Genomic DNA, 26,449 nt, shown 5'->3' on the forward strand with positions numbered 1-26,449 from the left:
ACAGTTCAGGAGCAACTTGCTAATTACGTAGTTGGCAAAATTATAGTATGGGGGAGATAATCCATGAATCGTACCATTATCGTCACCGACAGCACATCTGATATCCCGCCAGCAATGGCGGAAACGTATGGCATTGAGGTCGTCCCTTTGACCTTGATGTTCGGCGAAGAGGCTTTCCGGGACAATCTGGATATGACGCCGGAGCAGTTCTATGAGCGACTTCCCCGCTCGTCACAGTTGCCGACTACTTCTCAACCCTCACCGGTTGAATACATGAATGTGTATCGAGATATTTTGGAACGTTACCCGGGAAGTCCTATCCTTTCGTTTCATATTTCTTCTGGACTAAGCGGTACGTACCAATCAGCACTATTGGCTAAATCGATGTTGGAGGAAGAGGGAGAAGGGATCACTGTAGTAGATTCTCTCTCCGCTTCTTACGGTTTTGGATTTATGGTGGTGGAAGCCGCCAGATTGGCTGCTGAAGATAAGAGTCCCGAAGCGATTCTTGAAGCTGTAGAAAGTCTGCGCCAATCTCGTAAGCTTTACTTCTTGGTAGATACACTTGAATATTTACAAAAAGGCGGGAGAATCGGAAAGGCCTCGGCCATTCTGGGAACGCTTCTTAATATTAAGCCGATCCTGTCTATTGATGCAGAAGGAATAATATATGCGGTGGAGAAAGTTAGAGGCCGTAAGAAGGCTATTGCCCGTATGATTGAATTATTTAAGAAGGATATTCAAGGTGTAGACAAAATCAATGTGGCCGTGGGTCATACGGCTGAACCGGCTTCCGGTGAAGAGTTCCTGAAAGAGCTGTCAGGACATTTTACACTAGAAGAGAAAGTGCTGACGAACGTCGGCCCTGTCGTGGGCAGCCATGTCGGAAACGGTACGTTAGCTGTATTCATTTGGCCTGCAAAATGAGGGATGAATATGACACTGTCATTAAATCAAATTGAAGTAAAAAACATAACTGGCGTGAGTGCTCAAAAGCAAAGCGAGCTTCACGCCTTTGGCGTCTTTACAGTAAAGGATTTGTTAGAGTATTATCCGTTCCGTTATGAGGATTATCGCCCGCGCTCGCTGAGTGAAACCAAACATGGGGATAAAGTGACTACAGAGGCTAAAGTAATCGGTATCCCTGTACTGCAACGTTTTGGAGGCAAGTCACGACTTAGTTGTAAAATGGTTGCGGAGCCTTGGATGTTCACAGCTACATGGTTTAATCGTCATTATGTGCGTGAGCAACTTACTGTGGGAAGAGAAATTGTACTCACAGGTAAATGGGATCAGAAGCGAAATCAAATTACAGTGACGGATTTTGAATTTCCCGATCGTGGGGAAGGGAAGACAGGGACTCTACAGCCGGTCTATTCCATCGGTGGAAAGATCACGCAGTCGTGGATCAGGAAAAGCATTAATCAGGCGCTTCAACAGTATGGAGATTTAATTCCCGAGATACTACCACATTCTATTATGCGGCAATATGATTTTATGCCCCGTAAACGGGCGATTGCTACCATTCATAGGCCAGAGGATACGCGTGAAGGGCAGCAGGGACGCCGCAGGATGGTGTATGAGGAGTTGTTTCTGTTCCAGTTGAAGATGCAGGCATTCCGGGTACTCAATCGCGGTAGGATGGATGGTGTAGTTCATACCGTAGATAACGCAACCGTGCGCCAGTTTGTTCGCAGCTTACCTTTTGAGCTTACAGATGCTCAGAAACGAGTGGAGCTGGAGATCTTACATGATCTGCGATCACCATATTGCATGAATCGACTGCTTCAAGGTGATGTGGGTTCCGGCAAAACGGTACTAGCTGCCGTCGCGCTTTTTGCCACCGTGCGATCTGGTTTTCAGGGTGCGCTTATGGTGCCCACTGAGATTTTAGCAGAGCAGCATATGCGTTCACTTACGAAGATGTTTGAGCCGTTTGGAATTACGGTTGGTCTGTTAACAGGGAGTGTAACTGGACGGAAACGTAAAGAATTGTTAGCTTCACTACAAATGGGGATGCTCGATATTGTTGTAGGGACGCATGCATTGATTCAGGAGGATGTATTTTTCCGTGATCTGGGTCTTGTAGTTACGGACGAGCAGCATCGGTTTGGTGTAAACCAGCGAGGTGTATTGCGGCGTAAAGGATATAATCCGGATGTACTTACGATGACTGCAACACCTATTCCACGTACACTTGCGATCTCTGTTTTTGGAGATATGGATGTATCCACGCTGTCGGAAAGACCGAAAGGCCGAGTGCCAATAACTAGTTATTGGGTCAAGCATGATCTCATGGATCGTGTCCTAAATCTGATTAAGCGTGAAATAGAGCTGGGACGTCAGGCTTATCTGATCTGTCCGCTCATTGAAGAATCGGAGAAACTGGATGTACAGAATGCTATAGATTTACATATTCAAATGAGCCAAGCTTTTCCTAACTATAAAGTTGGGCTTTTGCATGGAAAGATGTCTCCAGCTGAAAAAGATGAAGTGATGCGAGCATTTTACAACAATGAACTGCAACTCTTAGTATCCACAACGGTTGTAGAGGTGGGTGTAGACGTTCCTAATGCCACGTTGATGATTATTATGGATGCAGACCGGTTCGGATTATCACAGCTGCACCAGCTTCGTGGACGGGTTGGTAGAGGTCAGCATGCCTCTTATTGTGTACTAGTGGCTGATCCGAAATCTGAAATCGGGCGTGAACGAATGACTGCCATGACGGACACCGATGATGGATTTGAGATTTCGCGGAGAGATTTGGAGCTGCGTGGTCCAGGTGATTTTTTTGGAACCAAGCAGAGTGGATTACCGGAGTTTCGCTTGGCGGATATGACGGCTGACTTTGAAGTGCTGGAGCAGGCGCGTGATGATGTGGCAGAGCTGCTTAAGGATGAGAAGTTCTGGACATCTCCTGAATATGCACCTCTTCGGCATTATTTACAAGGCGAGCAAATTTTCCAAGGGGAATTAATTGACTAAGTAGGCACATCTAGCTCCTAAGCCTCATATACTGTGAAAGATTGGATATGACGGGAGGTGCTACACTTGGGTTATCAACAATTCGGAATTAGCCCTCAGCTCGTGGAACGCATCAAGCTGAAGATGAAAAACGCGACTGTCAAAGATCGTATTAAAAATATGATTAACGGCGTCTCGAAACAAGAGCTACAGGACACGGCAGTTGTTCGCAGGTTGGTACGGAATGCATCAGGTGTACTGAACGAGAAATTGACCTCGACGCAGGAAGACCAAATTGTGAAATTTATTATCGCTCAGAAAATTGATCCAAACAACACCTTCCACTTGATCCGTTTGTGGGGAATGTTCCGTTAGGAAAGTGTGCTAGCGAGTATAGGCTAGATCTTAGGTCTAATTCTCAGCTAGCTAAAGGAGTAGAGGCTGTCTCAAAAGTAGTGAATGCTGCTTTTGAGACAGCCTCTTTTTTTGTTAATCTAAGGATGAATTCTAGGGAAAAGCAGACAAACTAACACTGGCTCATTAACGTTGATAAACGAACGTAGACTAGCGAACGTAGATTGACTAGTGCTGACTGACCAATGCTGACTGACGAATGTAGACTAACCAATAATTTTCCGGCGAAAATCCTGCAATAGTACATCTTTAGATGATACGAGGAGGGTTAAAGTATTGATTCCTGCAAATCTGCAGGAATTCTTGCATCAGAAGAAGCTTTCGAGCCATAAATGAGGATATTCCTGTACATTTGCAGGATTTGGACTTAATAGAGCGGATATCTGTGCAAAAAGATGTATTTTTGCAGGATTTCGCTATTCTAGCGAATAATGGCTGAATAACATGATCGCAATTTGATTGTCATTTTCATTGTCATTGTGAAATGTTAAAGGAGGCTCATGAAAGTTTCTTTAGAGTCCATTTCCCAACTCCGGCTGATATCGCAAAAGTAGCGCTCCCCCCATACACGGGAGAAACGCTATTTCTATTACGTGGAATCATAAAGGTTACCTTCAAACAAAGAAGACGTACTCATCTTACTCACCGTACTCACCATACTTATCTTACTCATCGTACTGCCCTATTAGTTATAATGGCAGGTTACTCAATCTTTGATCACTGGCAGCTGATTTGAGCACAATTTGGCTGTCAGGATCACAATTAAGAACAATGGTCCGCAATTGATGTTCTTCCATTTTGTTGATGAGACAAAACAATGTGCTCAGCTCTCCATTTTGCCCGGAGCCTTCAGCAAGCCCAACTTCTCGATTTAATGAGTTTTCGAGAGCTTCCTGGATATCCATGCAACTATTGCTGGTAATCCATGCAGCGCGTGAATCGGATAACCCTCGGAGTGAGAATCTCACACCTTCGAAGGCCAATAAGTAAGCAATAATGGAGTACATGGCTTGCTCCCAGCCAAATAGTGTGCCTGCTATAAGCAAAATAGCACAGTTCAGAATCATGATGACGACTTCGGTTGACTTTGGCGGTCCACCACTTAGAAGTGAATATCCTTGATCACTTGCATGTTTGTTCACACCACCAAATCGGACAGATATACCAATACCGAGTCCTAAACAGATGCCACCTGCCATAGCAGCAGGTAAAGGATCACTAATCACTGCAGGAAAACGGTGTAGAGCAAGAGAAGCGATGGTCAAGCAAGCTAATCCTAGAACAGTATACAGAGCAAAGCGAAGATTCACTTGCTTTCGAGACATGAAAATAAAAGGTAGATTGAATAGAAAAAGAAACAATCCCAGCCGCATTTCAGTGGTATGAGCGAATAATGCCGATAAACCTGTGATTCCACCAACTACAAGCCCATGTGGTATGAGAAATAACTCTAATCCTACTGCGGCAAGTAGTGCTCCTGCAATAACGGTTAGAACTCGGAATACTGAATTTTTACGTAATTGTTTATGTTGTGTTGTCTTAGTCTGCAATGTTTTTCCTCCTTTAGCAGGGGAAACAACTTTATTCATTTCGTAGGTAGCGACAGCTTTTTGGGATAATTTTAACAGCATGTCACTTCTTTAATTTATATACTGTATCCAATAATTTATAGATCCATTTTGATTCCTATGCTAGAAGTAAGTTTGCATAACAAATTTTTACCGATTCTCGTTAAATCCGATTCTCTATAATCCATGAAAGTCTAGCCTACATTTAGGTGTCTTATAATTATTTCGCTTTCTTCGAATTTTTATCAATGGAAGTTCTAAATGACCCTCAGTAACAATCATTTAAGATAGAGATGAAATTCGCATTGCGTGATATTAGAAAGTGAGAAGTGAATTTTAACAGGTACAGTCGCAGTCGAAGCAAGAATTTATAGATCACAGGACGGAATACAAAAGAAAGCACAGGGAGTATCGCGGCTACCGCAATAGATTTAGTTCCCCACTGTTCAGTTATTTTGATGGCTCCTATTTGAGGAGTTATTTGGGGTACCGTCCTTACGGGAGCTATAAACTTTCGCTCGAAGCGTTCAATTTCGGTTGTCGTTGATTCTTGCTCCGTAGTGAATAATCCTCCAGACCAAACCGGTGGAAAAGAAAACATCATTCCCAGAATTAGGACTATACGAAGAAACCAAAGTAGTGACAAGCGCGCTATATATTGCACCGAAATAACACCTCCCAACTGTATGTAGTATAAAAAGCATACCATACCTTATCATTTGATTCCAAATTGTTTTGTGAAAAAAATTCATTTGAAAACGATGAAAACAAGAAACCGAACGGGAAAAATGACGTATTTCGTAGAAAAGAAGACTTTTATTATCTTCTATCAGTCAGGAGGAATGAATTTGAGCGAATGGCAGGATTTTAACGGTTTTGATAAACGAAGCTTTTTCGGAAGTTTCATTCATGAGATGCCCCTATTTTTTAAATTATTTGCTTTGTTTATTCTAGGTGTTTTCGTCTTTATAATTTATAAATCAGTGAGAAGCTGGATAGCCAACAACGCAAGTCCCTTGATAAAAGCTAGCTCTAAAGCTGTAACGAAACGGACTGAGGTATGGGGTGGATCGGGTGAATCGAGCGCACATACTAGTTATTATGTGACGTTTGAGTTTGAAGATGGTGGACGCTTGGAATTGCAGGTTAGAGATCAGGATTTTGGTCTGATTGTAGAAGGGGATCGAGGAGAACTCCTTTATCAAGGGACTAGATTCAAGAGCTTTGATCGAGTCAAGCAGACGGAACAGCTTAATTTCTAAAATTGTACATAACGTTCTAGAATCACCGTGCCTTTTTTGGGTAAGACTCATATGAGAGGTTTTACCAGAATCTCAATCCCGGAAGGAGGCTATTGTCTTGAACTCAAATGATCCAAAATCGCAGGGGCAGGTACCTTTTCATACACTAAGTGAGGAAGAAGTGCTCAAAAGGCTGGAAACAAGGAAAGATGGTTTGTCTTCCGGTGAAGCCGCTAAACTTCTGGAGCAGTATGGGAAGAACGTACTTCAAGAAGCAAAAACCAAATCTCTGCTAGGAAAATTTATTGAACAATTTAAAAATGTAATGATCTTTATTTTGCTAGTGGCGGCAGTATTGTCTGGGGTTTTGGGAGAATGGACAGATACAGTCATTATTTTGTTGGTAGTCATCCTGAATGCGGTACTTGGCGTTATTCAGGAAAATAAGGCAGAGCAGGCGCTAGATGCCCTGAAAAGTATGTCCTCTCCGCATGCCAGAGTGCGGCGTGGAAGTCAGGTCTCAGAGATTAAAAGTGAAGATCTCGTACCTGGGGATATCGTATTGCTGGAAGCTGGAAATGTAGTTCCGGCGGATATTAGACTGTTAGAAGCTGCTTCTTTGAAAACAGAGGAAGCCGCATTGACCGGAGAATCATTACCTTCAGAAAAGAAGATAGGTGTGCTTGAAGGAAGCGATATTGTTATTGGGGATCGCACCAATATGGCTTATATGAGCAGCAATGTAACTTACGGTAGAGCGGTTGGTGTCGTCACAGCTACAGGAATGCAGACTGAAGTCGGCAGGATTGCTGGGTTTATCTCGGAGGAAGAGAATGATGTAACACCGCTGCAAAAGAAACTGGATGAACTAGGAAAATATTTCACCTTTATTATTCTTGGTGTCTGTGTAGTCATTTTTGCCGTCGGTATATTTGAGGGTAGAGAGCTGCTGGATATGCTTCTCACCTCGATCTCACTTGCAGTAGCAGCGATTCCTGAAGGGCTGCCAGCAATTGTGACGATTATCTTGGCACTCGGAGTGCAGCGGATGGCTAAACGTAAAGCGATCATTCGCAAACTCCCCGCTGTAGAAACGCTCGGAAGCACCGAAATTATTTGCTCTGACAAGACAGGTACTTTGACTCTAAACAAGATGACTGTCGAAAAAGTACATGTCAATGGAACTACGAAAGAAGCTGCTGAAGGTCTTGAAGGGAAACCGGGTGGTGAACTATTGCTTCAGGCTATGACGCTTTGTAATGATTCCAGCATTGACGAAGGGAATTCCTCTGAAGAACCTGGAGGGAATAAAGGAGCTAAGGTCCCACAAACTAAGAGTGGTAAAGCGATTATCGGGGATCCAACGGAAACAGCGTTAGTGGACTACGCGCTCAGTATAGGTACTGACAAAAGGGATTTAGAAAAGAAATTCCCACGTAAAAATGAACTGCCATTTGACTCCGATCGCAAGCTGATGACGACGATTCATGAAGTTGAGAACGGACGTTATCGTGTGTTAACGAAAGGTGCACCAGATGTGCTTTTGTCCAAATGCAGCCATATCTATGTGGATGGAGAGATCGTTCCTTTTAATGATGAACATTCACGACATATCATGGAAAGTAATACAATGCTTGCGAATGATGCACTGCGGGTGCTGGCATTTGCTTTCAGAGATGAACAGCAGCTACCGACTAACCTCTCCCCGGAAGCTACGGAGAAAGAACTTGTATTTATCGGTTTAGTCGGTATGATTGATCCTCCACGAGAGGAAGTACGGGATGCGGTAGCTATCTGTCGTAAAGCGGGGATTAGACCTGTAATGATTACAGGAGATCATCGAGATACTGCAGCGGCCATTGCTAAAAGATTAGGTATTATCGAAGATGAGACAGGCGTATTGACCGGCAGTGAGCTGGATAAATTCAGTGAAGAGGAATTTGCTGAGAAAGTCACTAATTATTCGGTTTATGCACGTGTATCTCCTGAACATAAAGTTCGGATCGTTAAGGCGTGGAGGAAAAAAGGGAAGATTGTTGCCATGACGGGTGACGGTGTGAATGATGCTCCTGCGCTTAAATCATCAGATATCGGCGTCGGGATGGGCATCACAGGAACGGATGTAGCTAAGGGCGTCTCAGATATGGTGCTAGCTGATGATAACTTTACGACCATAGTTGTTGCTGTTGAAGAAGGACGGAAGGTTTACAGCAATATCCGTAAGGCCATCCAGTTCCTACTCTCAGCCAATCTTGGGGAAGTGCTTACGCTATTCATTGCAACCATGATCGGCTGGCGGATACTCGAGCCAATTCATATTCTGTGGATTAATCTTGTTACCGATACCCTACCGGCATTAGCTCTTGGGCTTGAGAAGGCGGGGGATGATTTGATGTCGAAGAAACCACGCAAAGCCAGCAGTAGTATCTTTGCTGGTGGCGTGGGAATCGGGATCATCTACCAGGGTATATTAGAGGCGGCGCTTACGCTGTTTGTATACCAGTGGGCACATACCCATTACAATGAGGGAATTGCGGTTACGATGGCATTCGCCACATTAGGATTGCTGCAAATTTCTCATGCATTTAACGTCAGATCCAATACGAAATCGTTGTTCCAGATTGGCTGGTTCAGCAATCGGTATATGCTGTGGGCATCACTGATCTCTACACTTATGCTGGTGCTGGTGATTATCATCCCAGGACTGAATGACTGGTTTGGTGTCTCACATTTAAGCGGGTTACAGTGGGGAATTGTAATTGCTGCAGCACTGGCAATTATAGTGATTGTAGAGTTTGTAAAGCTGTTTGTACGTTTAAGTGGCAAGGGCAAGAATTGGGATTAAGAATACCGCTTTATGCTGCAACAAAGAAGCCTGAACCCTTCCATAGCGGAGGATTCAGGCTTTCTTTATAGGTGCCTTTAGTCAGTGAATGTAGGTTACAGAATGCGCTGCATATGCAGGATTACGTTGCTCCAATACCCTGAGTCGAGCTCACTGATCTGAACCCCGGGATCACCCCAGGTATGAATGAACTTTCCATCCCCAATGTAGATACCGACATGTCCGGGTATAGCATCACTTTCAAACCGACCTGGGACAGTGAAGAATATAAGATCGCCGACATCTAGTGCACTGCGTTGCACGCGAGAACCTATATTATCTTGATCCTTGGCTAGACGCGGTAAGTTTACACCGAATTGTTTGAATACATGCCTTGTAAAAGAAGAGCAATCAAATTTCTTAGTCTCTTCATAAGGCCCGGTACCAAATTCATAAGGTACACCTAAGAATTTTTTGGCATAAGTAACTAATTCCTTCTTGTCTGCTTCAGAAATGCTTTGGATGTGAAATGGTTTTGATCCATCCAGTGATTTAGCAGATGGTGTTTTTATAATAGCCTCATGGTCGGTCGGTGTGGCTATATTGATTTCACCAGACTGAGGATTCCAACCCACCTCCGTTTGAAGAAATTTGGATAGAGCTAGCGGTGTGATATAGATTTGACCTTCTTGTCGTCTAGGTGCCTGCGGTAGTGTGATTTTCTCACCGAGGGAGAAGACTTGATTAGAGCCAGGGCGCAGCATGTACATAACATCACTGTAGCCAATTTTGGTGTATCCACCATGAGTAGCATCATCTTTCATTCGATAGCCAAGTGAAGTAATCGCAGGTTTGAGTGGAATCCAGTACTTTCCTTGAGCATCGGTGATGGAAGACTTTTCATAATAACTTGAGGCTTGCATGCCATCAGGAGTTACGGCGTTTACCTTGGGTTTTTGTGATTGTGAAGAGTAACCGCATGCGGTACTTGATAAAACGGCAGCGAGCAATACAGTAGCAGTGGATAGTAATTTTTTGTGGTTATTAGGCATATGACACGCTCCATGTTCAAACTGTAGTTTAAGTTTGTGCAGGGGGCTTTTTTTTATGTAATGAGGACCAAGGCAATCACTGTAAGACATAACCAAGTCCTTCCTATATTGGTGAGTTATGCGCTATAAAATTTGTGATCTCTGGAAGTGGGATAAGTGATTGACGGATAAACAACCTCCATATAATATAGGTTTAATAGATTTCCATCATTTTTGTGAGGTATGTGTAAGCTTATGCTTTAATGCTTTTATCGATAAAAGTGATAATGCTGAGTCGCTCACTTTGATGCACGCGTTAATAATCTAATGAAATGGGGTACTTTAATGAAAAAGAGAAACATTTTTGCAGGTTTAAGCTTATGCTTCATGCTTGTAGCTGCTGGCTGTGGCAACAATAATGCCGCTGTAAACTCAGGAAACGCAACAAACACTGGTAATGCGCCAACGAATGCTGGAACCGCTGATTCCAAAACGTACAAAATCGCAATTTCGCAATACGTTGAACATCCATCACTTGATGCTACACGCGAAGGTATTCTTGCTGCTTTGAAGGATACCGGTCTTGTTGAAGGAGAGAACCTGAAGGTTGACCTTGAGAATGCTCAAGCTGACCCAGCGAATAACTTGACCATTGCTCAGAAGATTGCTGCTGACACTAATGATTTGGTATTGGCTATTGCGACACCTTCTGCTCAATCGGTTGTTCAAGCGCTTAGTAAATCAAGTAAGGACACTCCGATACTGTTTGCAGCAGTGACTGATCCACTCGATGCAAAGATCGTAACTGATCTGGAGCACCCAGGTGGAAATGTTTCTGGTGTATCAGATACGAATCCTGAAGCTATTAATAGATTAATGCAATTCATTGCTACTCAATTTCCTAATGTGAAGAAGCTGGGCATTGTTATCAATGAAGGTGAACCGAATGCTGTAATTATGGCGGATATTGCTAAGAAAGAGCTGGATAAACATGGCATTGAGCTTGTGAAAGCAGCCATCACAAATACTTCTGAAGTGAAGCAAGCTGCTGAATCACTAGCTGGTCGTGTAGATGCATTCTACATTACTTTGGATAACACAGTAGTGAGTGCTGTTGATACTATCATTCAAACAGCTAATGATAAGAAAATTCCGTTCTTCTCCAGTGACCGGGATACCGTTGAAAAAGGCGCATTTGCAACCGTTGGCTTCAAATATTTCGACCATGGTTACCAAGTTGGACAAATGGCAGTGGACATTCTGAAGAATGGTAAAAAGCCAGCAGATATGAAAGTAACGATGCAAGAAAAGCTCGATCTTATCCTTAACCTTAAAGCGGCTGCCGCACAAGGCATAGAAGTGACGGATGCGATGAAAAAAGAAGTTGCCGATCAAGCTAACAATATTATTCAATAAGACATTCTATAGGGGCGATTCCATGAGGGCGCCCCTTGATGCTTGAAAGGAGAAGACTTCTATGTATGATTCAATGCTCGGGGCTGTGGAAATGGGGTTGCTCTATGCATTTATGGCTTTAGGGGTGTATATTACTTTTCGCATTTTAGATTTTCCTGATTTGACTGTAGATGGAAGCTTTACTACTGGCGGTGCTATTGCGGCCGTTATGATTACCAATGGTTATGCACCCTGGTTAGCCACGCTTGCTGCTATTGCAGGTGGGATGCTGGCAGGAATGTGTACCGGTCTACTACATACGAAGGGCAAGATTAATGGATTGTTATCCGGGATTCTAATGATGATCGCACTTTATTCCATCAATCTGAGAATTTTTGGCGGTAAGCCTAACTGGTCACTAATGGGTGATACCACGTTGTTCTCGTCCATCAATCCGCTTCTTGTTCTTCCTTTTATTGTTTTATTTGTGAAAATTCTAATGGATTTATTCTTGCGTACTGATCTTGGGCTTGCTTTAAGGGCTACCGGAGATAATGCAAGAATGATCCGTAGTCTGGGTGTAAACACAGATAACACGACAATTCTCGGCGTCAGTTTATCCAACGGAATGGTGGCACTTTCAGGTGCATTGATCACTCAGTATTCTACTTTTGCGGATTCCTCCATGGGTATAGGGATGATTGTTATCGGCTTAGCTTCGGTAATCATTGGTGAAGCTATTTTCGGTGCTGGAAATGTATTCCGTGCGACGTTGGCAGTTGTTCTGGGATCTATTGTTTACCGAATCGTAGTTGCATTAGCCTTGTATGTACCATGGTTGAGACCTTCGGATCTTAAGCTGATTACGGCGATTATCGTTATTTTCGCACTTGTATTCCCATCGATTCAGCGTTTCTTGAAGCAGAAGAATATGGCGCGTAAACGTTCGCTTGAATTAGCTGAACAAGCGCTTAGCAGCAAGAGAGGAGGCACCATCGATGCTTAAACTGGATAACGTATCTAAGCTGTTTAATCCTGGGACACCGGATGAGAAGATCGCGCTACTTGGCATTGATTTGGAGCTTCTTCCTGGTGACTTTGTTACCATTATTGGAAGCAACGGTGCTGGTAAATCAACGCTAATGAACATTATTTCTGGTGTGATGAAGCCGGATCTTGGTTCAGCAAGTATTGAAGGGAATTCGATTAGCCATTTAGCAGAATATCAGCGCAGTCGCTGGATCGGACGGGTTTTTCAGGACCCGATGGCAGGTACGGCTCCACGGATGACGATTGAAGAAAATTTAGCGATGGCTTTTAAAAGAGGGAAGAGTAGAGGATTATCGTTTGGTGTAAATGCAGCGAGACGGACGATGTTTCGTGAGGAGTTAAGTCGTCTCGGGATTGGATTGGAGAATCGTCTGCGAGCTAAGGTAGGGTTATTATCTGGGGGGGAGAGACAAGCGCTGAGTTTGCTAATGGCAACCTTTACCCAGCCGCAAATCTTGTTATTAGACGAACATACAGCGGCACTTGATCCTTCACGAGCGGAGCTGATTACTAAACTGACAGAGTCTATCGTCCGTGAGATGAAGCTGACTACGCTTATGGTTACCCATAACATGGAGCAGGCTATACGTCTTGGCAATCGTCTTATCATGATGGATAAAGGCCGTATTATCCTTGATATTGATGAAACAAGGAAAAAGGATCTTACGGTAGAACGCCTGCTGGGAGAATTTGAGACCATCAGTGGTCATAAACTGGCGGATGATCGAATGATGCTTGGTTAGTCTTTTATAGGAGTGTCTTAGGCTCAGGATAGGGGCTTAAAGTGAATTCTGACTCTGGATTTCACTTTAAGTCCTTTTTGTTGTAAGTTTTCCCAAATGCTTCAATATCATTTATGATAGGATATAGTGATGATAAATATTACTTCCCATAATAAGGGTTTGGAGTGAATTGGAGGATGCTTATGTTTTGGAAGAATGTTAGCGCTTACAGGAGTTCGGGTATTTTTAATAAAATGATATTGATCATTTCATTTTTGCTGCTGCTGTCCTTTCTGTTCTCTTTAACCGTCCTGCAGTATGTTTATCGAATTTATGACAAGCAAATCTATGAAAAGGCATCTGAAGTCCTGGGGATGTCATCTATCAGTATAGAGGGTACTTTGAGAGAGCTGGAACAACTTTCTTTTACAGTGGTCTCTGATGAGCAAATTCAGGAATGTCTTCGCCAGTTGCAGGATGATCCTCAACCATATGAGCGGCAGGTCCTACATAATAAAATCATTAACAGGTTAGTTGCCTTTGCAGGAGCAGAGAAATACGTTTATTCCATGATGTTGTTGGATACGAATGGCGGCGCTATGACTGCGGGTAATCGGGAAGGTGTATCACAGGATCTCCAGGATCAATTAAAGCCTCTGGCTAAGGAAGCTAGCGGTAGTATTGTGTGGTATCCCCAAGGGAATAAGAATTCACTCCTGGCTGTTCGGCAGATTAAATCTTACACCGGATCAACCTTTACGCTGGACGATTTAGGGACGCTAGTCATTCGAATTCGGATTGATCGTATTATTGCAGATAGCACTAGTAACACTTCGGATGGCGATCAGTTGATTGTTGCAGATGCGACTTCAGGGCTAGCGGTTTATCCGCAAACTCCTATGTTACTGCCAAATGAGCTTAAAGCGGAAACGGAACGTTCCGAGCTTTATCGTACGGCTAAGTATGAAGAAGGAACATATTTTATAACGAAGACTAAATCATCTTATATGGAATGGATGTATATCAATGCGACCCCCTTCAATGAGATGTTCAAACATATTACTTTTGTAAAAAAATTGGTTGTCATCATATTCGCGCTCATATTACTAATTGGATTGCTCTTAGGCTATCGATTAGCCCGAAGTATTGTACGCCCGATTTCAAAGCTGACCAAAAAAATGAAACAAATCGAAAAGGGAGATCTGGATAATCTGGAGGAACAGTCGCTAGGTGTCGTTTCACAAACTGCGCAGGACGAGGTAAGTCAGCTTAACAGAACCTTTAAAATGATGATCCGCAGAATCAGAGAACTTATCGATGAGAATTATGCGAAGCAGCTCATTATTAGAGAGACCGAGCTTAAAGCACTGCAGGCACAGATCAATCCGCATTTTTTGTACAATACACTTGAATCGATCAATTGGTTAGCGAAGATGAACAAGCAAGCTAAAATCTCAGAAATGGTAGAAGCGCTTGGCTATTTGTTTCGCAGTTCGATTGGTCTTAAAGACCCGTTGATTACAATTGAAAAAGAGCTCACCATTGTGCGCAATTATGTCATTATCCAGAAGACACGATTTGACGAGAGACTTGATTTCCGCATGGATTTTCCAGAGCATTTGCATGACGCTTTAATTCCGAAGCTGACGCTTCAGCCGTTGATCGAGAATGCGATCCGATATGCATTGGAGCCTAATATCGAGCCTTGCACGATTTCTATAACCGTAAGTGAGGAAGAACAGGGCCTTGATATTCGTGTTAGTGATAATGGGCCGGGGATGAGTGCCGAGTTCATCAAAGATTTACAGCAGGGAAGAGTTAAGACACGTGGCGAAGGCATTGGGTTAGCGAACATCGCAGAGCGTATTCAAATCGTATTTGGCCCAGAATGGGGTACAGTGATTGAAAGTGAGCCAGGTCAAGGAACGACAATACATGTACGTATACCTTATTTAAAAGGAGTGCAAGAGAATGTATAAGTTACTGCTGGTTGATGATGAACGGTTGATACTAGAAGGCATATCTCAGGTAGTGGACTGGGCACAGGCAGGAACGGAGCTTGTGGGTACTGCGCGAAACGGGATAGAAGCCTTAGAGAAAATAGAAGAGCTTCGCCCTGAAATAGTGATTACTGATATTTCCATGCCTGGATTGGATGGACTAGGCTTGGTGCAGAAATGCAGTGAACGGTTTCCTGAGGTAAAGTTCGTTATGTTGACGGGGTATAAGGATTTTGACTACGCCTGTATCGCTATGCAGCATGGAGTGAAGCATTATCTGCTTAAGCCGTGCAACGAGAATCAAATTCATGATGCGTTAGTTGAGCTGGTAGCAGAGCTCGATGAACTTAAGGGCCGGATGGAATTTGTAAATGACATGAAGCAACGTTTTACTAAAGTTCTACCGCATGTAAAGGAACAATTTTTGAAGGAATGGATCTCTAACAAAACGTACGGGAGTCAAGATTTAGAGTATTATCAGGAGCTGCTAGGTATCGAATTAAATGACAAAGTGGTGCGTTTGATCTTGTTCAGACTGGAAGGTTCTTATGAATATGAGCAACTATTTGCTTTGCAAAATATTGCACAGGATATGCTGCAAGAAACGCTGCTTAGTACAAGGATAGGTGGATTTATTCTGACACTAATGGAAGTCGAAGGAGAGACTGCGCTGAATAGTACACTGCTTGAACGAATTTCTGATGTACGGAAAATGTTCTACAAATTTTATAAAGTGGATGTAACCATTGCGATTAGTGACGCGGACTTCATGATACATTCACGGAGATTGTATCGTCAGACTCTGCAATGCCTTAACCACTGTTTTTATATGGAAGAGGGAGGCCTGATCACAGGAAGTGATATTCCTAGTGATGAACTAAGCGGAAGAAATGACATTGAACTAGATGAAGAGCAAATCTGTCTGTTGATTAAGGCGGGCGAACAAAGTGCAGTAGAGTTTGAATTAGAGCGGTTATTTAATCTGCTAGCTGAACAGCGTGTGGATATTAATGTAACGCGATCTTATGTTTTGCAATTGTATTCTGCGATGATACGTTTAGCCGTCCCTGATGAAAGAAATACCTTTACTTCAAGTATGGTGGAACTGGCTGAGATCAGGACTTTAAGTGGTCTTAAAGCCTATGTAAAAGATGCTGCTGCTCGTTTGACAGCGATGTATGATCGTCATTTTCGCTGTCGCCAATCCTTAATCGTAGATAAAATGTTCAAAATTATTGCGGATGATTATAAGAATGCGGAACTGTCACTTAGCTCAGTCGCTGCTGAGATGTTATATATGAATCCTGATTATCTCGGGAAAATATTTAAGAAAATCACGGGGGAGAAATTCTCTAATTACGTTACCAATTACCGGATTACTAAAGCATCAGAACACATTATGCATAGTGGTGATGTAAGAGTATTTGAGCTCGCTGAATTGTTCGGCTTCGGTGGGAATGCACAGTATTTTAGTCAAGTGTTCAAAAAAGTAACTGGGCAGACACCCACAGAATTTATGAAACCCTCTCAAGGGAACTGATTATTGAACAAACAAGACGGTTTTTTGTATTCAACAATCACTGAATATTTGAGAAGATTTATACATGAAAGCGCTACCTAAAGGGATCAGAGCCTTTATACTATTATAGGAAAAGGGGACATGAATTTGAAAAAGAGATTCGCTTTACTAGCCGTACCATTGTTGTTGTCATCGATGTTAGCTGGTTGTGGTGGAGGTAATAACAATAATAGTGCTGCCGCTACGGATTCCGCTACAAACACGCCTTCAGAAACGAAACCCGCAGCTACGACTTCAGCAGAACCCGTAACTCTGCGTATAGCTTGGTGGGGTGGAGATACACGACATTCTTATACACAACAAGTGATTGATATGTATGAAGCCAAATACCCGAATGTAACGATTGAACCTGAATATGCTTCATTCGATGATTATTGGAAGAAGCTTGCCCCTCAAGCAGCAGCGAATCGACTTCCTGATATCGTTCAAATGGATATTTCTTATATTAATCAATATGGGTCTAACGGACAGCTCGAAGATTTGAAGCCTTATTTGAACTCTCAGATCCAAGTCGGCGATGTGAATGAGAACGTCCTTAGTACTGGGGTAATCAATGAGAAGCAATTCGGAATTCCATTAGGCGTTAACGTACTTGGTTTTCAATATGACCCAGAATTGCTGAAGAAGGCAGGGGTGGATTCCATTCCTGAGAACTGGACTTGGGATCAATACAAAGAAATTGCTGCGAAAGCTAAATCAGCTGGACTGTATATCGACGGTTCTATGGCAGCTGACGTATTCTTCAACTATTATCTGCGTACAAAAGGGTTGGCACTTTATAATAATGATGGTTCAGCGCTTGGATATGAGGATGATGCCTTGTTCACTGACTTTTTCGGAATGCTGTCTGGTTTAATTAAAGATGGAGCGGTTCCATCCCAAGACAAACTGAGCCAAAACAAAGGCGTTATCGAGGAGTCGGATATTGTAAAAGGAACAGGTATTGGCGTATGGCAATGGTCGAACCAATATGTTGCTTTGCAAATCGCTGTAAATCGTCCTATGGCACTGGCACAAATGCCTGGTCCGGATATGGAAAAAGGACTCTACATGCAGCCAAGTATGTATTGGTCGGTGACTTCTAACTCAAAAGTGAAGGAAGAAGCAGCGAAGTTCGTTGATTTCTGGATTAATGATCCCGAAGCCAACAACCTAATCAAAGGCGAACGTGGTGTGCCAATTTCAAGTAAAATCAAAGAATCTGTAGCCTCACAATTAACGGATTCCGGTAAGCAAGTATTTAAATTCGTAGCTGACATGGAGCCTACTACTTCTCCAATGAGTCCGCCAGTTGGTTCGCCAGAAGTAGTAGCACTTCTTACAGACCTTGCTGAACAAATGAACTTCGGCAAAATTGACCCAGCCGCAGCCGCCGCACAGTTCCGAAAAGAAGCGAACGCTATTCTCTCCAGCCGGTAATAGAAGGTAACAGATAACTATACTGCGTCTAACATGGGAAACGGCATGCCATTTGGTTAGGCGGCAGTCCGTTTCCCTTATTATTCACATAAAAAGGAGTTGGAGACCCTTGGCATCCACGAATCCCCTTCCTTCGAATCCGCTGGCTTTTAAGAAAAAGAAGCTAACAGGCCGGAGTTTACGAAGCAACCTTACAGGATATGCCTTTATCAGTCCATTCGTCATTGGCTTCCTTTGCTTCACACTGATCCCGATGATCATTTCTCTTTATCTTTCATTTACCAAATACAATTTGTTCGCTCCACCTAAATGGATCGGATTTGATAATTACATCAAAATGTTCTCGAATGACCCGAAATATTTACATTCACTAAAGGTGACGCTGCTTTACGTATTTATTGGTGTGCCTTTACGTCTCACCTTTGCATTATTTGTGGCTATGATTCTAAATACAAAATCGCGCATGATCGGAGCCTATCGTACAACTTATTATTTACCTTCTATTATAGGGGGCAGTGTGGCGGTATCCATCATGTGGCGTAATATTTTTAGTGATACTGGAATTATTAATGGCATGCTCGGTTTTTTCGGCCTTGGTCCAGTAAGTTGGTTTGGTAATCCGAGCGCTGCGCTTATTATGTTGATCACTTTATCCGTGTGGCAATTTGGTTCATCCATGTTGATCTTTCTGGCGGGTCTAAAGAATATTCCTGGTGAAATGTACGAGGCAGCTAGTGTAGATGGAGCAGGCTTTTTCAGAAAGTTCTTTAAGATTACAATGCCCCTCCTAAGTTCAGTTATTCTGTTCAATCTAGTCATGCAGACGATCAGTGCATTTATGACCTTTGTTCCAGCTTATATTATCTCTAAAGGTGAAGGCGGACCAATGGACGGTACGATGTTGTATTCTCTATATCTATTCCGTCAGGCCTTTATGTTTAATAACATGGGTTACGCTTCAGCTATGGCGTGGGTGATGTTGTTGCTAGTCGGCATCATGACCGGAATTTTGTTCAAGACATCCAAATCGTGGGTCTTCTACGAATCGGAAGGAGGAAAATAATCCATGGCGAAAATGAAACTGAAATGGCCGCTGTATCATATTCTTATCGGTGGCCTCGCTATCATTATGCTGTATCCGATTTTGTGGATGATCATGAGCTCTTTTAAAGAGAGCCGGCTTGTATTCGTTACCGCTCAGCAGCTTCTTCCCGATCCATGGGTATGGGGGAATTATGCTAAAGGCTGGGAAGGGATTGCCGGATATTCCTTTGGTGTCTTCATAAAGAATTCATTAATTATTGTCGTTGTAGCCACTCTAGGAGCGGTGGTTTCTTCTTCACTGGTAGCCTTCGGATTTGCACGTAATAAATTTGTAGGGCATGGCTTATGGTTCGGTATCATGATGATGACGCTTATGCTTCCTTCAGATGTAGTGCTAGTCCCGCAATATATTATCTATGCGAAATTGGAATGGCTCGATAGTATCAAGCCGATCGTGGTTCCACAGTTCTTCGGTGTTCCGTTCTTTATTTTCCTAATGCTGCAGTTTATTCGGACAATACCTGTTGAACTTGACGAAGCGGCTACAATTGATGGGTGCGGGAAATTTGGTCTGTATTTCAGAATCATTCTCCCACTCATCCGTCCATCTATGGCTACTGCAGCGATCTTTTCCTTCTATTGGCGCTGGGAAGACCTGCTTGGGCCAGTGTTGTACCTGAACTCTCCATCTAAATATACAGTTTCTATGGGGCTGAAAATGTTCCTCGACAGTGAGTCCGTGTCCAACTGGGGACCCATGTTCGCCATGTCCGTTCTTAGCTTGGCACCCGTCATGATTATTTTCTTTATCTTTCAAAAGCAGATTGTGGAAGGAATCAGCACCAGTGGTTTGAAAGGATAAAATATCTAATGAAGAAAGGTGCGGCTGAATTTGGATAGCTATCATTTTGACTTTGGGATTAAAGATACAGCGCCCGGCTATACCAAAATTCGGCCGGACTCACGATACTCTCCGGATGCGCGATTTGGTTTTACTTCAGACTCGACAGTATTCGGGCGTTCCAGGGGAGGAGCAGATCCATTAAGAAGTGCTTTCTGCATTCCGCAGAAAGCAGTCTTCCTGTTAGATATTCCTGATGGGATTTACCGGATTTCTTTGTTACTTGGTGACTCCTTAGCAGATACGAGTACAATAATTCGAGCAGGTGATGGTAAGTACGTATTAGATACATTGAACGTCCCGGCAGGTCAGTATATACGAGAATCATTTGCGATGCGAATCATGGGTGGTCAGCTAAAGCTCTCCTTCTCAGGTATTGCGCCTCGAATAAATGCTCTCGACATTGAGCCTGACAACGAAGCGCTCGTCTTATATTTGGCTGGTGATTCTACGGTGACCGATCAAGGAGAAGCTGGTTATCCCTATGCTGGCTGGGGCCAGTTGCTGCCTCGCTGCTTCAAAGCAGGTCTTGTAGTGGATAATCGAGCCATTTCAGGACGTAGCTCCAAGAGCTTTATTGAGGAAGGGCATTTGGACAATATTTCTACTGTGCTTCGGCCCAGAGATTATATATTCATACAGTTTGGTCATAACGATTCAAAAGGGGATGAACATAGACACACCGAACCTTTCACTACATATAAAGAATATTTGCTGCGGATGATTACAGTTGCTAGGAAAGCAGGAGCCTACCCGGTACTGGTGACCGCTGTACATAGGCGGAGATTTGATCCTGCAGAAGCTATAGTAGACAGTCATGGAGAGTATTTAACGGCAATGAAAGAGTTGGTTGAGACTGAGCAGATCCCCCTAATCGATTTGGCTGAGAAGAGTCGTAAGCTTTTTGAAGCCTATGGTGTGGAAGGAACGAAGGATCTGTTCATGTGGTCCTATCCGGGAGAATATATCTTCCATCCAGTTGGCGTACAAGACAATACACATTTTCAGATTTTAGGAGCACGTCTGCTTGCTGATCTTATTGTAGAGGGCATCCGTGAAGCCGGTTTGAATGATCTCATTATCCATCTTCGGCAAGGTGAATAAAAATAATCCTTTGAGGTATTAAAGATCTATCGATTCAACTTCTGTATGCGAGGTTAAGGTTAAGGAAAGAACTTAACTGGAAGGCTTGCATGACAAGAAGGAGGATACTTAAACATGGCAGATAAGAAGCTGGAAGGTAAGGTAGCGATTGTAACAGGAGGTGGTTCCGGCATTGGACGAGCAACTGTGCTTGAGTTCGCTCGTAACGGGGCCAAAGTTGTGTTGCTGGATAGAACTGTTGAGAACGCAGAAAAGGTTAGAAAACAAGTGGAGAAAGAAGGCGGAGAAGCTCTCGTAATTGAATGCGATGTTGCTGAACCCCCGCAAGTGGAAGCTGCCATAAACAAGGCGGCCGCGAAATGGGGTCGTCTTGATGTTGTTTTTGCTAACGCAGGGATTAATGGAGCCATGACGCCCATTGAAACGATGGATATTGAGTCTTGGGACCAGACGATTCATATCAACCTTCGTGGAACCTTCGCGACTGTTAAATATGCGATACCGCATCTAAAAGAAAGCGGTGGCAGCATTCTGATTAACAGCTCCATTAACGGAAATCGTGTATTTTCTAACATCGGCTTTTCTGCTTACAGTACGACAAAGGCAGGTCAGGTTGCTTTTATGAAAATGGCAGCATTAGAACTGGCTCAATTTCAAATTCGCGTAAATGCGATCTGTCCTGGGGCTATTAAGACCAATATAGATGACAACACTTTTCCATCCGAGGATCTCAAAGAGGTAAAAATCCCTGTTGAATTTCCGGAAGGGGATCAACCGCTAGAGGAAGGTCCTGGGCGTCCTGATCAAGTTGCGAAGCTGGCACTTTTTCTGGCCTCCGAGGATTCCGATCATATTACAGGAACTGAGATTTATTGTGACGGTGCAGAATCGTTGCTTCATGGTTAAATAATCTTTCACCAAAACGGATTCTATCCTCTTCGTTATGCGGATTTTATAAGCTGTCTGCGCATATACATGGAGGATAGGAGTGCCGTTTTTTTGCTGTAAAATAAAGCTAATCATAATCTCCGTTTTCCGTTATAATGGAGTATCTGTGGAGAAAGGAGAATGAACTATGGATTTTCATATTGAATCATTAATTAAGCTGCTAGTGGCCATGCTGTTCGGGCTGTTCATCGGGATTGACCGACAGATCAAGCAGAAACCGCTGGGAATTCGGACCAGTATGGTCATTAGTATTGCCTCTTGTCTTGTAACTGTAGTGTCTATTCATGCCTTTGATAAGTTTGCAGGTCCTGAGCATCCAAATATGGATCCGATGCGCCTCGCTGCTCAAATTGTCAGTGGGATAGGGTTCTTGGGTGCTGGTGTTATCCTGCGTAGAGGCGGTGATGCGATATCAGGGTTGACCTCGGCAGCACTCATCTGGACAGCTTCGGGGATTGGTATAGCTGTGGGAGCAGGATTCTATATTGAAGCAGCATATGCGGTTATTCTTCTAATGTTTGCGGTGAATTTAGTTCCTCATTTAATTCGTTCGATTGGTCCTGAAGTGCTTAACAAGCATGAAGTTTCGGTGAGAATCATCATGGAAGCTAATTTTGTCCTTACTGAAGTGATCCAAAAAATTGAGAGACCCCAGGTTAGTACCCAAAGAAGTACTAGAAGTCCATCCCGGGCGATCCGCAGAATGAAAATTAAGGATTTGGAAGATGGAAGACAAATGATCGATATGGTGATCTCAGCGCCGGATAAAGATTACGCAACAGAGATTTATTATGATGTGAAGAAAATTGATCATGTCATGAGCGTTGAAGTGGAACAGCTGTAAAAAAGGGCATGTCACGTCATGACCAGATGTGGTAATCTATCAAGTAGAGACAATTATCAGACACTGGAAGGGAGAACACATTATTATGTCTATCACAGCCTATGAAGGACAATATGAAGGAGAAGCAGCCATCTGGTTGAAAGCTGGCCGTTATGAGGCAGCTATCCTACCAGGCATCGGTGGCAACTTGATCTGTTTCCGTGATACCGAAAACGGTTACCGTTTCTTGCATGAACCGGGAGCTGAGGAAATGGAAGCCTTCAAAGCAAGTCCAGGCATCCATGGTATTCCTGTATTATTTCCTCCGAATCGTTATGAAGATGGCAAATTTCCTTGGAATGGTCAAACTTATCAACTCCCAGTAAATGAAGTCGCAACAGGCAACCATTTACATGGATTTTTACATACGGCAGCTTGGGAAGTGGAAGAGTTCGGTAGCGGTAAGACCGAAAGCTTCGTAACCGTATTCATCAAAGTGGATGAGAACCATCCTTCTTATCAATACTTGCCGTTTAAATACACAATGAAACTACGTTATACCCTTGGTGAAGGTGGCTTATCTCAACAGGTACAAGTCCATAATGATGGTGATGAAGAGATGCCTTGCTTGTTGGCATTCCATACCGCGATTAATGCACCATTCGCACCAGGTAGCACACCACAAGACTACCTTGTAAAAGCGACCATCGGTAATCGCTGGGAATTGAATGACCGTATGCTCCCGACTGGTAAATTCCAAGAGCTGGAGCCAGGTGAAGCTCAGCTACGTGATGAAGGTGTGAATCCTTATTTCGCTTCGATGGACAACCATTACACAGCTGTAGCTCAGAATGGACGTAACCGGATGGAGCTTACCGACAGCAAAGCTGGAGTCACTTTAGTTTATGACGTTGGGACTTCATACAAGCAGTGGATGATCTGGAATAATGGTGCTTCTGAGCAGTTCTTCTGCCCAGAGCCTCAAATCAACTTGGTTAATGCACCAATGGTAGATCTGCCAGCAGATGAGATCGGCTTATTCAGTCTCAAACCAGGCGAGTATTGGGATGAAAGCAGTCGTCTGTACGTGAAATAGTGTCCCTGTGAATATTAATATGTGATCAAAGAAAGGGCTGTCTTGTTCGTAGATTTCTACGATAGACAGCCCTTTAACGTTTAATTTGAAGCAGAACTTTATTTTTTACTAACTATTTCTTCACTAATCTGCTCAATAATCTCTTGGATACTCTTTGAACCAAGATCACCCTCACCACGTTTTCTTACAGAAACACTGCCAGAGTTTTTCTCATTCTCACCGAGAACGAGCATATAGGGTGATTTTTCAAGTTGGGCTTCACGAATTTTGTAACCTAGCTTCTCATTTCGGATATCAACCTCTACACGAATGCCAGCTTGTTCTAAGGATTGTTTCACCTGAAATGCATAATCAACGTAGTTCTCAGAGACGGGCAATAACTTCGCTTGAACGGGTGCTAGCCATAGCGGGAATGCTCCAGCATAATGCTCCGTAATAATCCCCATAAAACGATCAATCGACCCATAAACAGCGCGATGGATTACGACCGGGCGGTGCTTAAGGTTATCTTCCCCGATGTAAGTAAGATCGAATTTCTCTGGCATTTGCCAATCTAGTTGGATGGTTCCACATTGCCAGCTTCGTTTTAGCGCATCTAAGATATGGAAATCAATCTTTGGTCCGTAGAATGCGCCATCACCTTCATTCACACGATACTCGATCCCGAGATTGTCTAATACACTTTGTAATGATTGTTCAGCTAGATCCCATAGTTCTTCTGATCCCATATAATCTGCCGGGCGAGTAGATAATTCAATCTTGTACTCAAAGCCAAACACTTGATAAATATGGTCAATCAGTGAGATTACCCGGCTTATTTCATCCTCAATTTGCTCTGGTAATACGAAGAGATGGGCATCATCCTGACAAAAAGTACGAACACGCATCATCCCGTTAAGTGCCCCAGAGAACTCATGGCGATGTACTTGACCAAATTCGGCAATTCGGATAGGCAACTCTCGGTAAGAATGTAGATTATTTTTGTAGATCATCATATGACCTGGGCAGTTCATCGGTTTGAGTGCGAATTTTGTTTCGTCTACATTGGTGAAATACATATTGTCTTTGTAGTGATCCCAGTGTCCAGATTGCTCCCAAAGCCGATTGTTCATCATCAGTGGTGTACGAACTTCATCGTAATCTCTCTGTCTTTGTAATTCACGTGCGAAATTCTCAAGCTCTGTACGGATAGTCATCCCCTTGGGAAGATAGAAGGGCATACCTGGAGCTTCTTCAGAGAACATAAACAATTCCAGTTCCTTGCCGAGCTTACGGTGATCACGTTTTTTAGCTTCTTCAAGAAAGAGTAAGTGCTCTTCAAGTTGAGCTTTCTTAGGAAAAGCAGTTCCGTAAATACGTTGCAGCATTTTATTATTCGAATCTCCACGCCAGTAGGCACCTGCTACATTCAACAGCTTAAAAGCCTTGACCAATCCAGTTGAGGGTAGATGTGGGCCTCGACAGAGATCCGAGAATTCCCCTTGATCATAAATAGACAATACTGTGTCTTCCGGTAGATCACGGATAAGCTCCAGCTTTAAGGGCTCATTCATCGCTTCAAAAAGCTTGATTGCTTCAGCGCGGGGAACGACACGGCGGACAATCGGGTGATTCTCTTGAATAATTCTCGCCATCTCTTGTTCGATTGCTACAAGATCAGCCGTGGATAGAGGTGTCTCAATATCAATGTCGTAATAGAAGCCATCTTCGATTACTGGACCTATGCCGAGCTGGACGCCCTTATCTCCATATATACGTTTTATGGCCTGCGCCATGATATGTGCTGTACTGTGTCTATAAATTTCCAGGCCTTCTTTGCTATCCAACGTAACAATTTCGAGCTGGCAATCATGTTCGATCGTTTGGTTTAGATCAACGGATCTTCCATCGATTATTCCAGCTACAGCATTTTTTCTCAGACTGGTACTTATGGCACCTGCTGCTTCTTTAATCGTCGTTCCTTGCAGTACCTCTCTAATTGTTCCGTTTTGCAGTGTTACCTTGATCTCCATGATTGTTAGCCTCCATTTCTCAAAAATTGTTAGTGGTGAACGCAAAAAAACGCATCTCTCCCAGAAAGGGACGAGTGCGTTCAGCTCGTGGTTCCACCCTAATTCGACCTATCACAAGGATAGGACCTCATTGGTATCCTTTAACGTGGATAAGTCGGTGCCACATACTACCGCAAAATTTAGATCTGCGGATTCAGCGCCACGGCTACAAAGGGGTAACTTCACAATCGTGTACTGGAGAAGCTTTCAGCCTAGACCTCTCTCTCTGGACAGTTCGTATAGGAAATCATGTCTTTGATCATTGCCATATG

21 protein-coding genes are annotated in these 26,449 nt (G+C 43.3%); 17 read left to right on the plus strand and 4 right to left on the minus strand.

Annotated features, from left to right (window positions below):
• The first annotated feature begins 63 nt into the window (after positions 1–63).
• From PAENI_RS02945 to PAENI_RS02955, 3 genes are all read left to right on the plus strand, one after another.
• Positions 64–927 carry a DegV family protein gene (locus PAENI_RS02945; RefSeq protein ID WP_042187404.1) on the plus strand — a complete coding sequence of 288 codons (864 nt, stop codon included), beginning with the start codon at positions 64–66 and terminating at the stop codon, positions 925–927.
• A 9-nt stretch (positions 928–936) separates the two neighbouring features.
• Positions 937–2,988, plus strand: a complete 2,052-nt coding sequence (gene recG / locus PAENI_RS02950; RefSeq protein WP_149644193.1) for an ATP-dependent DNA helicase RecG — start codon at positions 937–939, stop codon at positions 2,986–2,988.
• A gap of 66 nt (positions 2,989–3,054) precedes the next feature.
• Positions 3,055–3,342 carry a stage VI sporulation protein F gene (locus PAENI_RS02955; protein ID WP_042187408.1) on the plus strand — a complete coding sequence of 96 codons (288 nt, stop codon included), beginning with the start codon at positions 3,055–3,057 and terminating at the stop codon, positions 3,340–3,342.
• A 728-nt stretch (positions 3,343–4,070) separates the two neighbouring features.
• Here PAENI_RS02955 and PAENI_RS02960 read toward each other — a convergent pair.
• On the minus strand, positions 4,071–4,931 hold the full coding sequence (locus PAENI_RS02960; protein WP_188114457.1) for a YitT family protein: 861 nt from the start codon (positions 4,929–4,931) through the stop codon (positions 4,071–4,073).
• A gap of 286 nt (positions 4,932–5,217) precedes the next feature.
• Entirely contained in the window at positions 5,218–5,613 is a 396-nt protein-coding gene (locus tag PAENI_RS02965; RefSeq protein ID WP_149644195.1) for a hypothetical protein, read from the minus strand.
• 184 nt (positions 5,614–5,797) lie between these two features.
• Between PAENI_RS02965 and PAENI_RS02970 the strand changes: the two genes are divergently transcribed.
• Positions 5,798–6,211, plus strand: a complete 414-nt coding sequence (locus tag PAENI_RS02970) for a DUF2500 domain-containing protein (protein WP_231573434.1) — start codon at positions 5,798–5,800, stop codon at positions 6,209–6,211.
• A 97-nt stretch (positions 6,212–6,308) separates the two neighbouring features.
• Positions 6,309–9,035 carry a calcium-translocating P-type ATPase, SERCA-type gene (locus PAENI_RS02975; protein WP_149644196.1) on the plus strand — a complete coding sequence of 909 codons (2,727 nt, stop codon included), beginning with the start codon at positions 6,309–6,311 and terminating at the stop codon, positions 9,033–9,035.
• Positions 9,036–9,130: 95 nt separating this feature from the next.
• Here PAENI_RS02975 and PAENI_RS02980 read toward each other — a convergent pair whose 3' ends face one another.
• Positions 9,131–10,066: a C40 family peptidase gene (locus tag PAENI_RS02980; protein ID WP_149644197.1), complete on the minus strand. Its 936-nt coding sequence runs from the start codon at positions 10,064–10,066 to the stop codon at positions 9,131–9,133.
• Positions 10,067–10,390: 324 nt separating this feature from the next.
• Between PAENI_RS02980 and PAENI_RS02985 the strand changes: the two genes are divergently transcribed.
• From PAENI_RS02985 to PAENI_RS03040, 12 genes are all read left to right on the plus strand, one after another.
• Complete coding sequence (locus PAENI_RS02985) at positions 10,391–11,461, plus strand: ABC transporter substrate-binding protein (RefSeq protein ID WP_149644198.1); 1,071 nt, start codon at positions 10,391–10,393, stop codon at positions 11,459–11,461.
• 61 nt (positions 11,462–11,522) lie between these two features.
• Positions 11,523–12,446 (plus strand): ABC transporter permease, encoded by a 924-nt coding sequence (locus PAENI_RS02990; protein ID WP_149644199.1) that lies wholly within the window; start codon positions 11,523–11,525, stop codon positions 12,444–12,446.
• Positions 12,439–13,233, plus strand: coding sequence for an ABC transporter ATP-binding protein (locus PAENI_RS02995; RefSeq protein WP_042187421.1), 795 nt, complete (start codon positions 12,439–12,441; stop codon positions 13,231–13,233). Before PAENI_RS02990 ends, PAENI_RS02995 begins: the two co-directional genes overlap by 8 nt.
• 182 nt (positions 13,234–13,415) lie before the next feature.
• A complete protein-coding gene (locus PAENI_RS03000) occupies positions 13,416–15,191 on the plus strand; it encodes a sensor histidine kinase (RefSeq protein ID WP_149644200.1) in 1,776 nt (591 codons plus the stop codon).
• Positions 15,184–16,752 (plus strand): response regulator transcription factor, encoded by a 1,569-nt coding sequence (locus PAENI_RS03005; RefSeq protein WP_149644201.1) that lies wholly within the window; start codon positions 15,184–15,186, stop codon positions 16,750–16,752. Before PAENI_RS03000 ends, PAENI_RS03005 begins: the two co-directional genes overlap by 8 nt.
• A 120-nt stretch (positions 16,753–16,872) precedes the next feature.
• A complete protein-coding gene (locus PAENI_RS03010; protein ID WP_149644202.1) occupies positions 16,873–18,210 on the plus strand; it encodes an extracellular solute-binding protein in 1,338 nt (445 codons plus the stop codon).
• Between the two features lie 142 nt (positions 18,211–18,352).
• Positions 18,353–19,273, plus strand: a complete 921-nt coding sequence (locus tag PAENI_RS03015) for a carbohydrate ABC transporter permease (protein WP_042132108.1) — start codon at positions 18,353–18,355, stop codon at positions 19,271–19,273.
• A gap of 3 nt (positions 19,274–19,276) precedes the next feature.
• A complete protein-coding gene (locus tag PAENI_RS03020) occupies positions 19,277–20,116 on the plus strand; it encodes a carbohydrate ABC transporter permease (protein ID WP_042126927.1) in 840 nt (279 codons plus the stop codon).
• A gap of 30 nt (positions 20,117–20,146) precedes the next feature.
• The gene (locus tag PAENI_RS03025; RefSeq protein ID WP_149644203.1) at positions 20,147–21,259 is read left to right on the plus strand and encodes a rhamnogalacturonan acetylesterase; all 1,113 of its coding nucleotides are present in this window, start codon (positions 20,147–20,149) and stop codon (positions 21,257–21,259) included.
• 114 nt (positions 21,260–21,373) lie between these two features.
• On the plus strand, positions 21,374–22,165 hold the full coding sequence (locus PAENI_RS03030; RefSeq protein ID WP_042187431.1) for an SDR family oxidoreductase: 792 nt from the start codon (positions 21,374–21,376) through the stop codon (positions 22,163–22,165).
• A gap of 169 nt (positions 22,166–22,334) precedes the next feature.
• On the plus strand, positions 22,335–23,051 hold the full coding sequence (locus PAENI_RS03035) for an MgtC/SapB family protein (RefSeq protein ID WP_042126933.1): 717 nt from the start codon (positions 22,335–22,337) through the stop codon (positions 23,049–23,051).
• 85 nt (positions 23,052–23,136) lie between these two features.
• On the plus strand, positions 23,137–24,126 hold the full coding sequence (locus tag PAENI_RS03040) for an aldose 1-epimerase (RefSeq protein WP_149644204.1): 990 nt from the start codon (positions 23,137–23,139) through the stop codon (positions 24,124–24,126).
• Between the two features lie 98 nt (positions 24,127–24,224).
• On the opposite strand, the gene thrS is transcribed toward PAENI_RS03040, so the two are convergent.
• Positions 24,225–26,138, minus strand: coding sequence for a threonine--tRNA ligase (thrS, locus tag PAENI_RS03045; RefSeq protein ID WP_149644205.1), 1,914 nt, complete (start codon positions 26,136–26,138; stop codon positions 24,225–24,227).
• Positions 26,139–26,449: the final 311 nt, after the last annotated feature.

Source organism: Paenibacillus sp. B2(2019) (genome assembly GCF_008370385.1).
Taxonomy (GTDB): Bacteria; Bacillota; Bacilli; order Paenibacillales; family Paenibacillaceae; genus Paenibacillus_AQ.

Coding starts and splice junctions, on each gene's coding strand:
- thrS (WP_149644205.1), bottom strand. CDS start 26,138: ATGGAGATCAAGGTAACACTGCAAAACGGAACAATTAGAGAGGTACTG.
- PAENI_RS03010 (WP_149644202.1), top strand. CDS start 16,873: ATGAATTTGAAAAAGAGATTCGCTTTACTAGCCGTACCATTGTTGTTG.
- PAENI_RS02985 (WP_149644198.1), top strand. CDS start 10,391: ATGAAAAAGAGAAACATTTTTGCAGGTTTAAGCTTATGCTTCATGCTT.
- PAENI_RS02945 (WP_042187404.1), top strand. CDS start 64: ATGAATCGTACCATTATCGTCACCGACAGCACATCTGATATCCCGCCA.
- PAENI_RS02995 (WP_042187421.1), top strand. CDS start 12,439: ATGCTTAAACTGGATAACGTATCTAAGCTGTTTAATCCTGGGACACCG.
- PAENI_RS03005 (WP_149644201.1), top strand. CDS start 15,184: ATGTATAAGTTACTGCTGGTTGATGATGAACGGTTGATACTAGAAGGC.
- PAENI_RS02990 (WP_149644199.1), top strand. CDS start 11,523: ATGTATGATTCAATGCTCGGGGCTGTGGAAATGGGGTTGCTCTATGCA.
- recG (WP_149644193.1), top strand. CDS start 937: ATGACACTGTCATTAAATCAAATTGAAGTAAAAAACATAACTGGCGTG.
- PAENI_RS03035 (WP_042126933.1), top strand. CDS start 22,335: ATGGATTTTCATATTGAATCATTAATTAAGCTGCTAGTGGCCATGCTG.
- PAENI_RS03030 (WP_042187431.1), top strand. CDS start 21,374: ATGGCAGATAAGAAGCTGGAAGGTAAGGTAGCGATTGTAACAGGAGGT.
- PAENI_RS03020 (WP_042126927.1), top strand. CDS start 19,277: ATGGCGAAAATGAAACTGAAATGGCCGCTGTATCATATTCTTATCGGT.
- PAENI_RS03000 (WP_149644200.1), top strand. CDS start 13,416: ATGTTTTGGAAGAATGTTAGCGCTTACAGGAGTTCGGGTATTTTTAAT.
- PAENI_RS02980 (WP_149644197.1), bottom strand. CDS start 10,066: ATGCCTAATAACCACAAAAAATTACTATCCACTGCTACTGTATTGCTC.
- PAENI_RS03040 (WP_149644204.1), top strand. CDS start 23,137: ATGTCTATCACAGCCTATGAAGGACAATATGAAGGAGAAGCAGCCATC.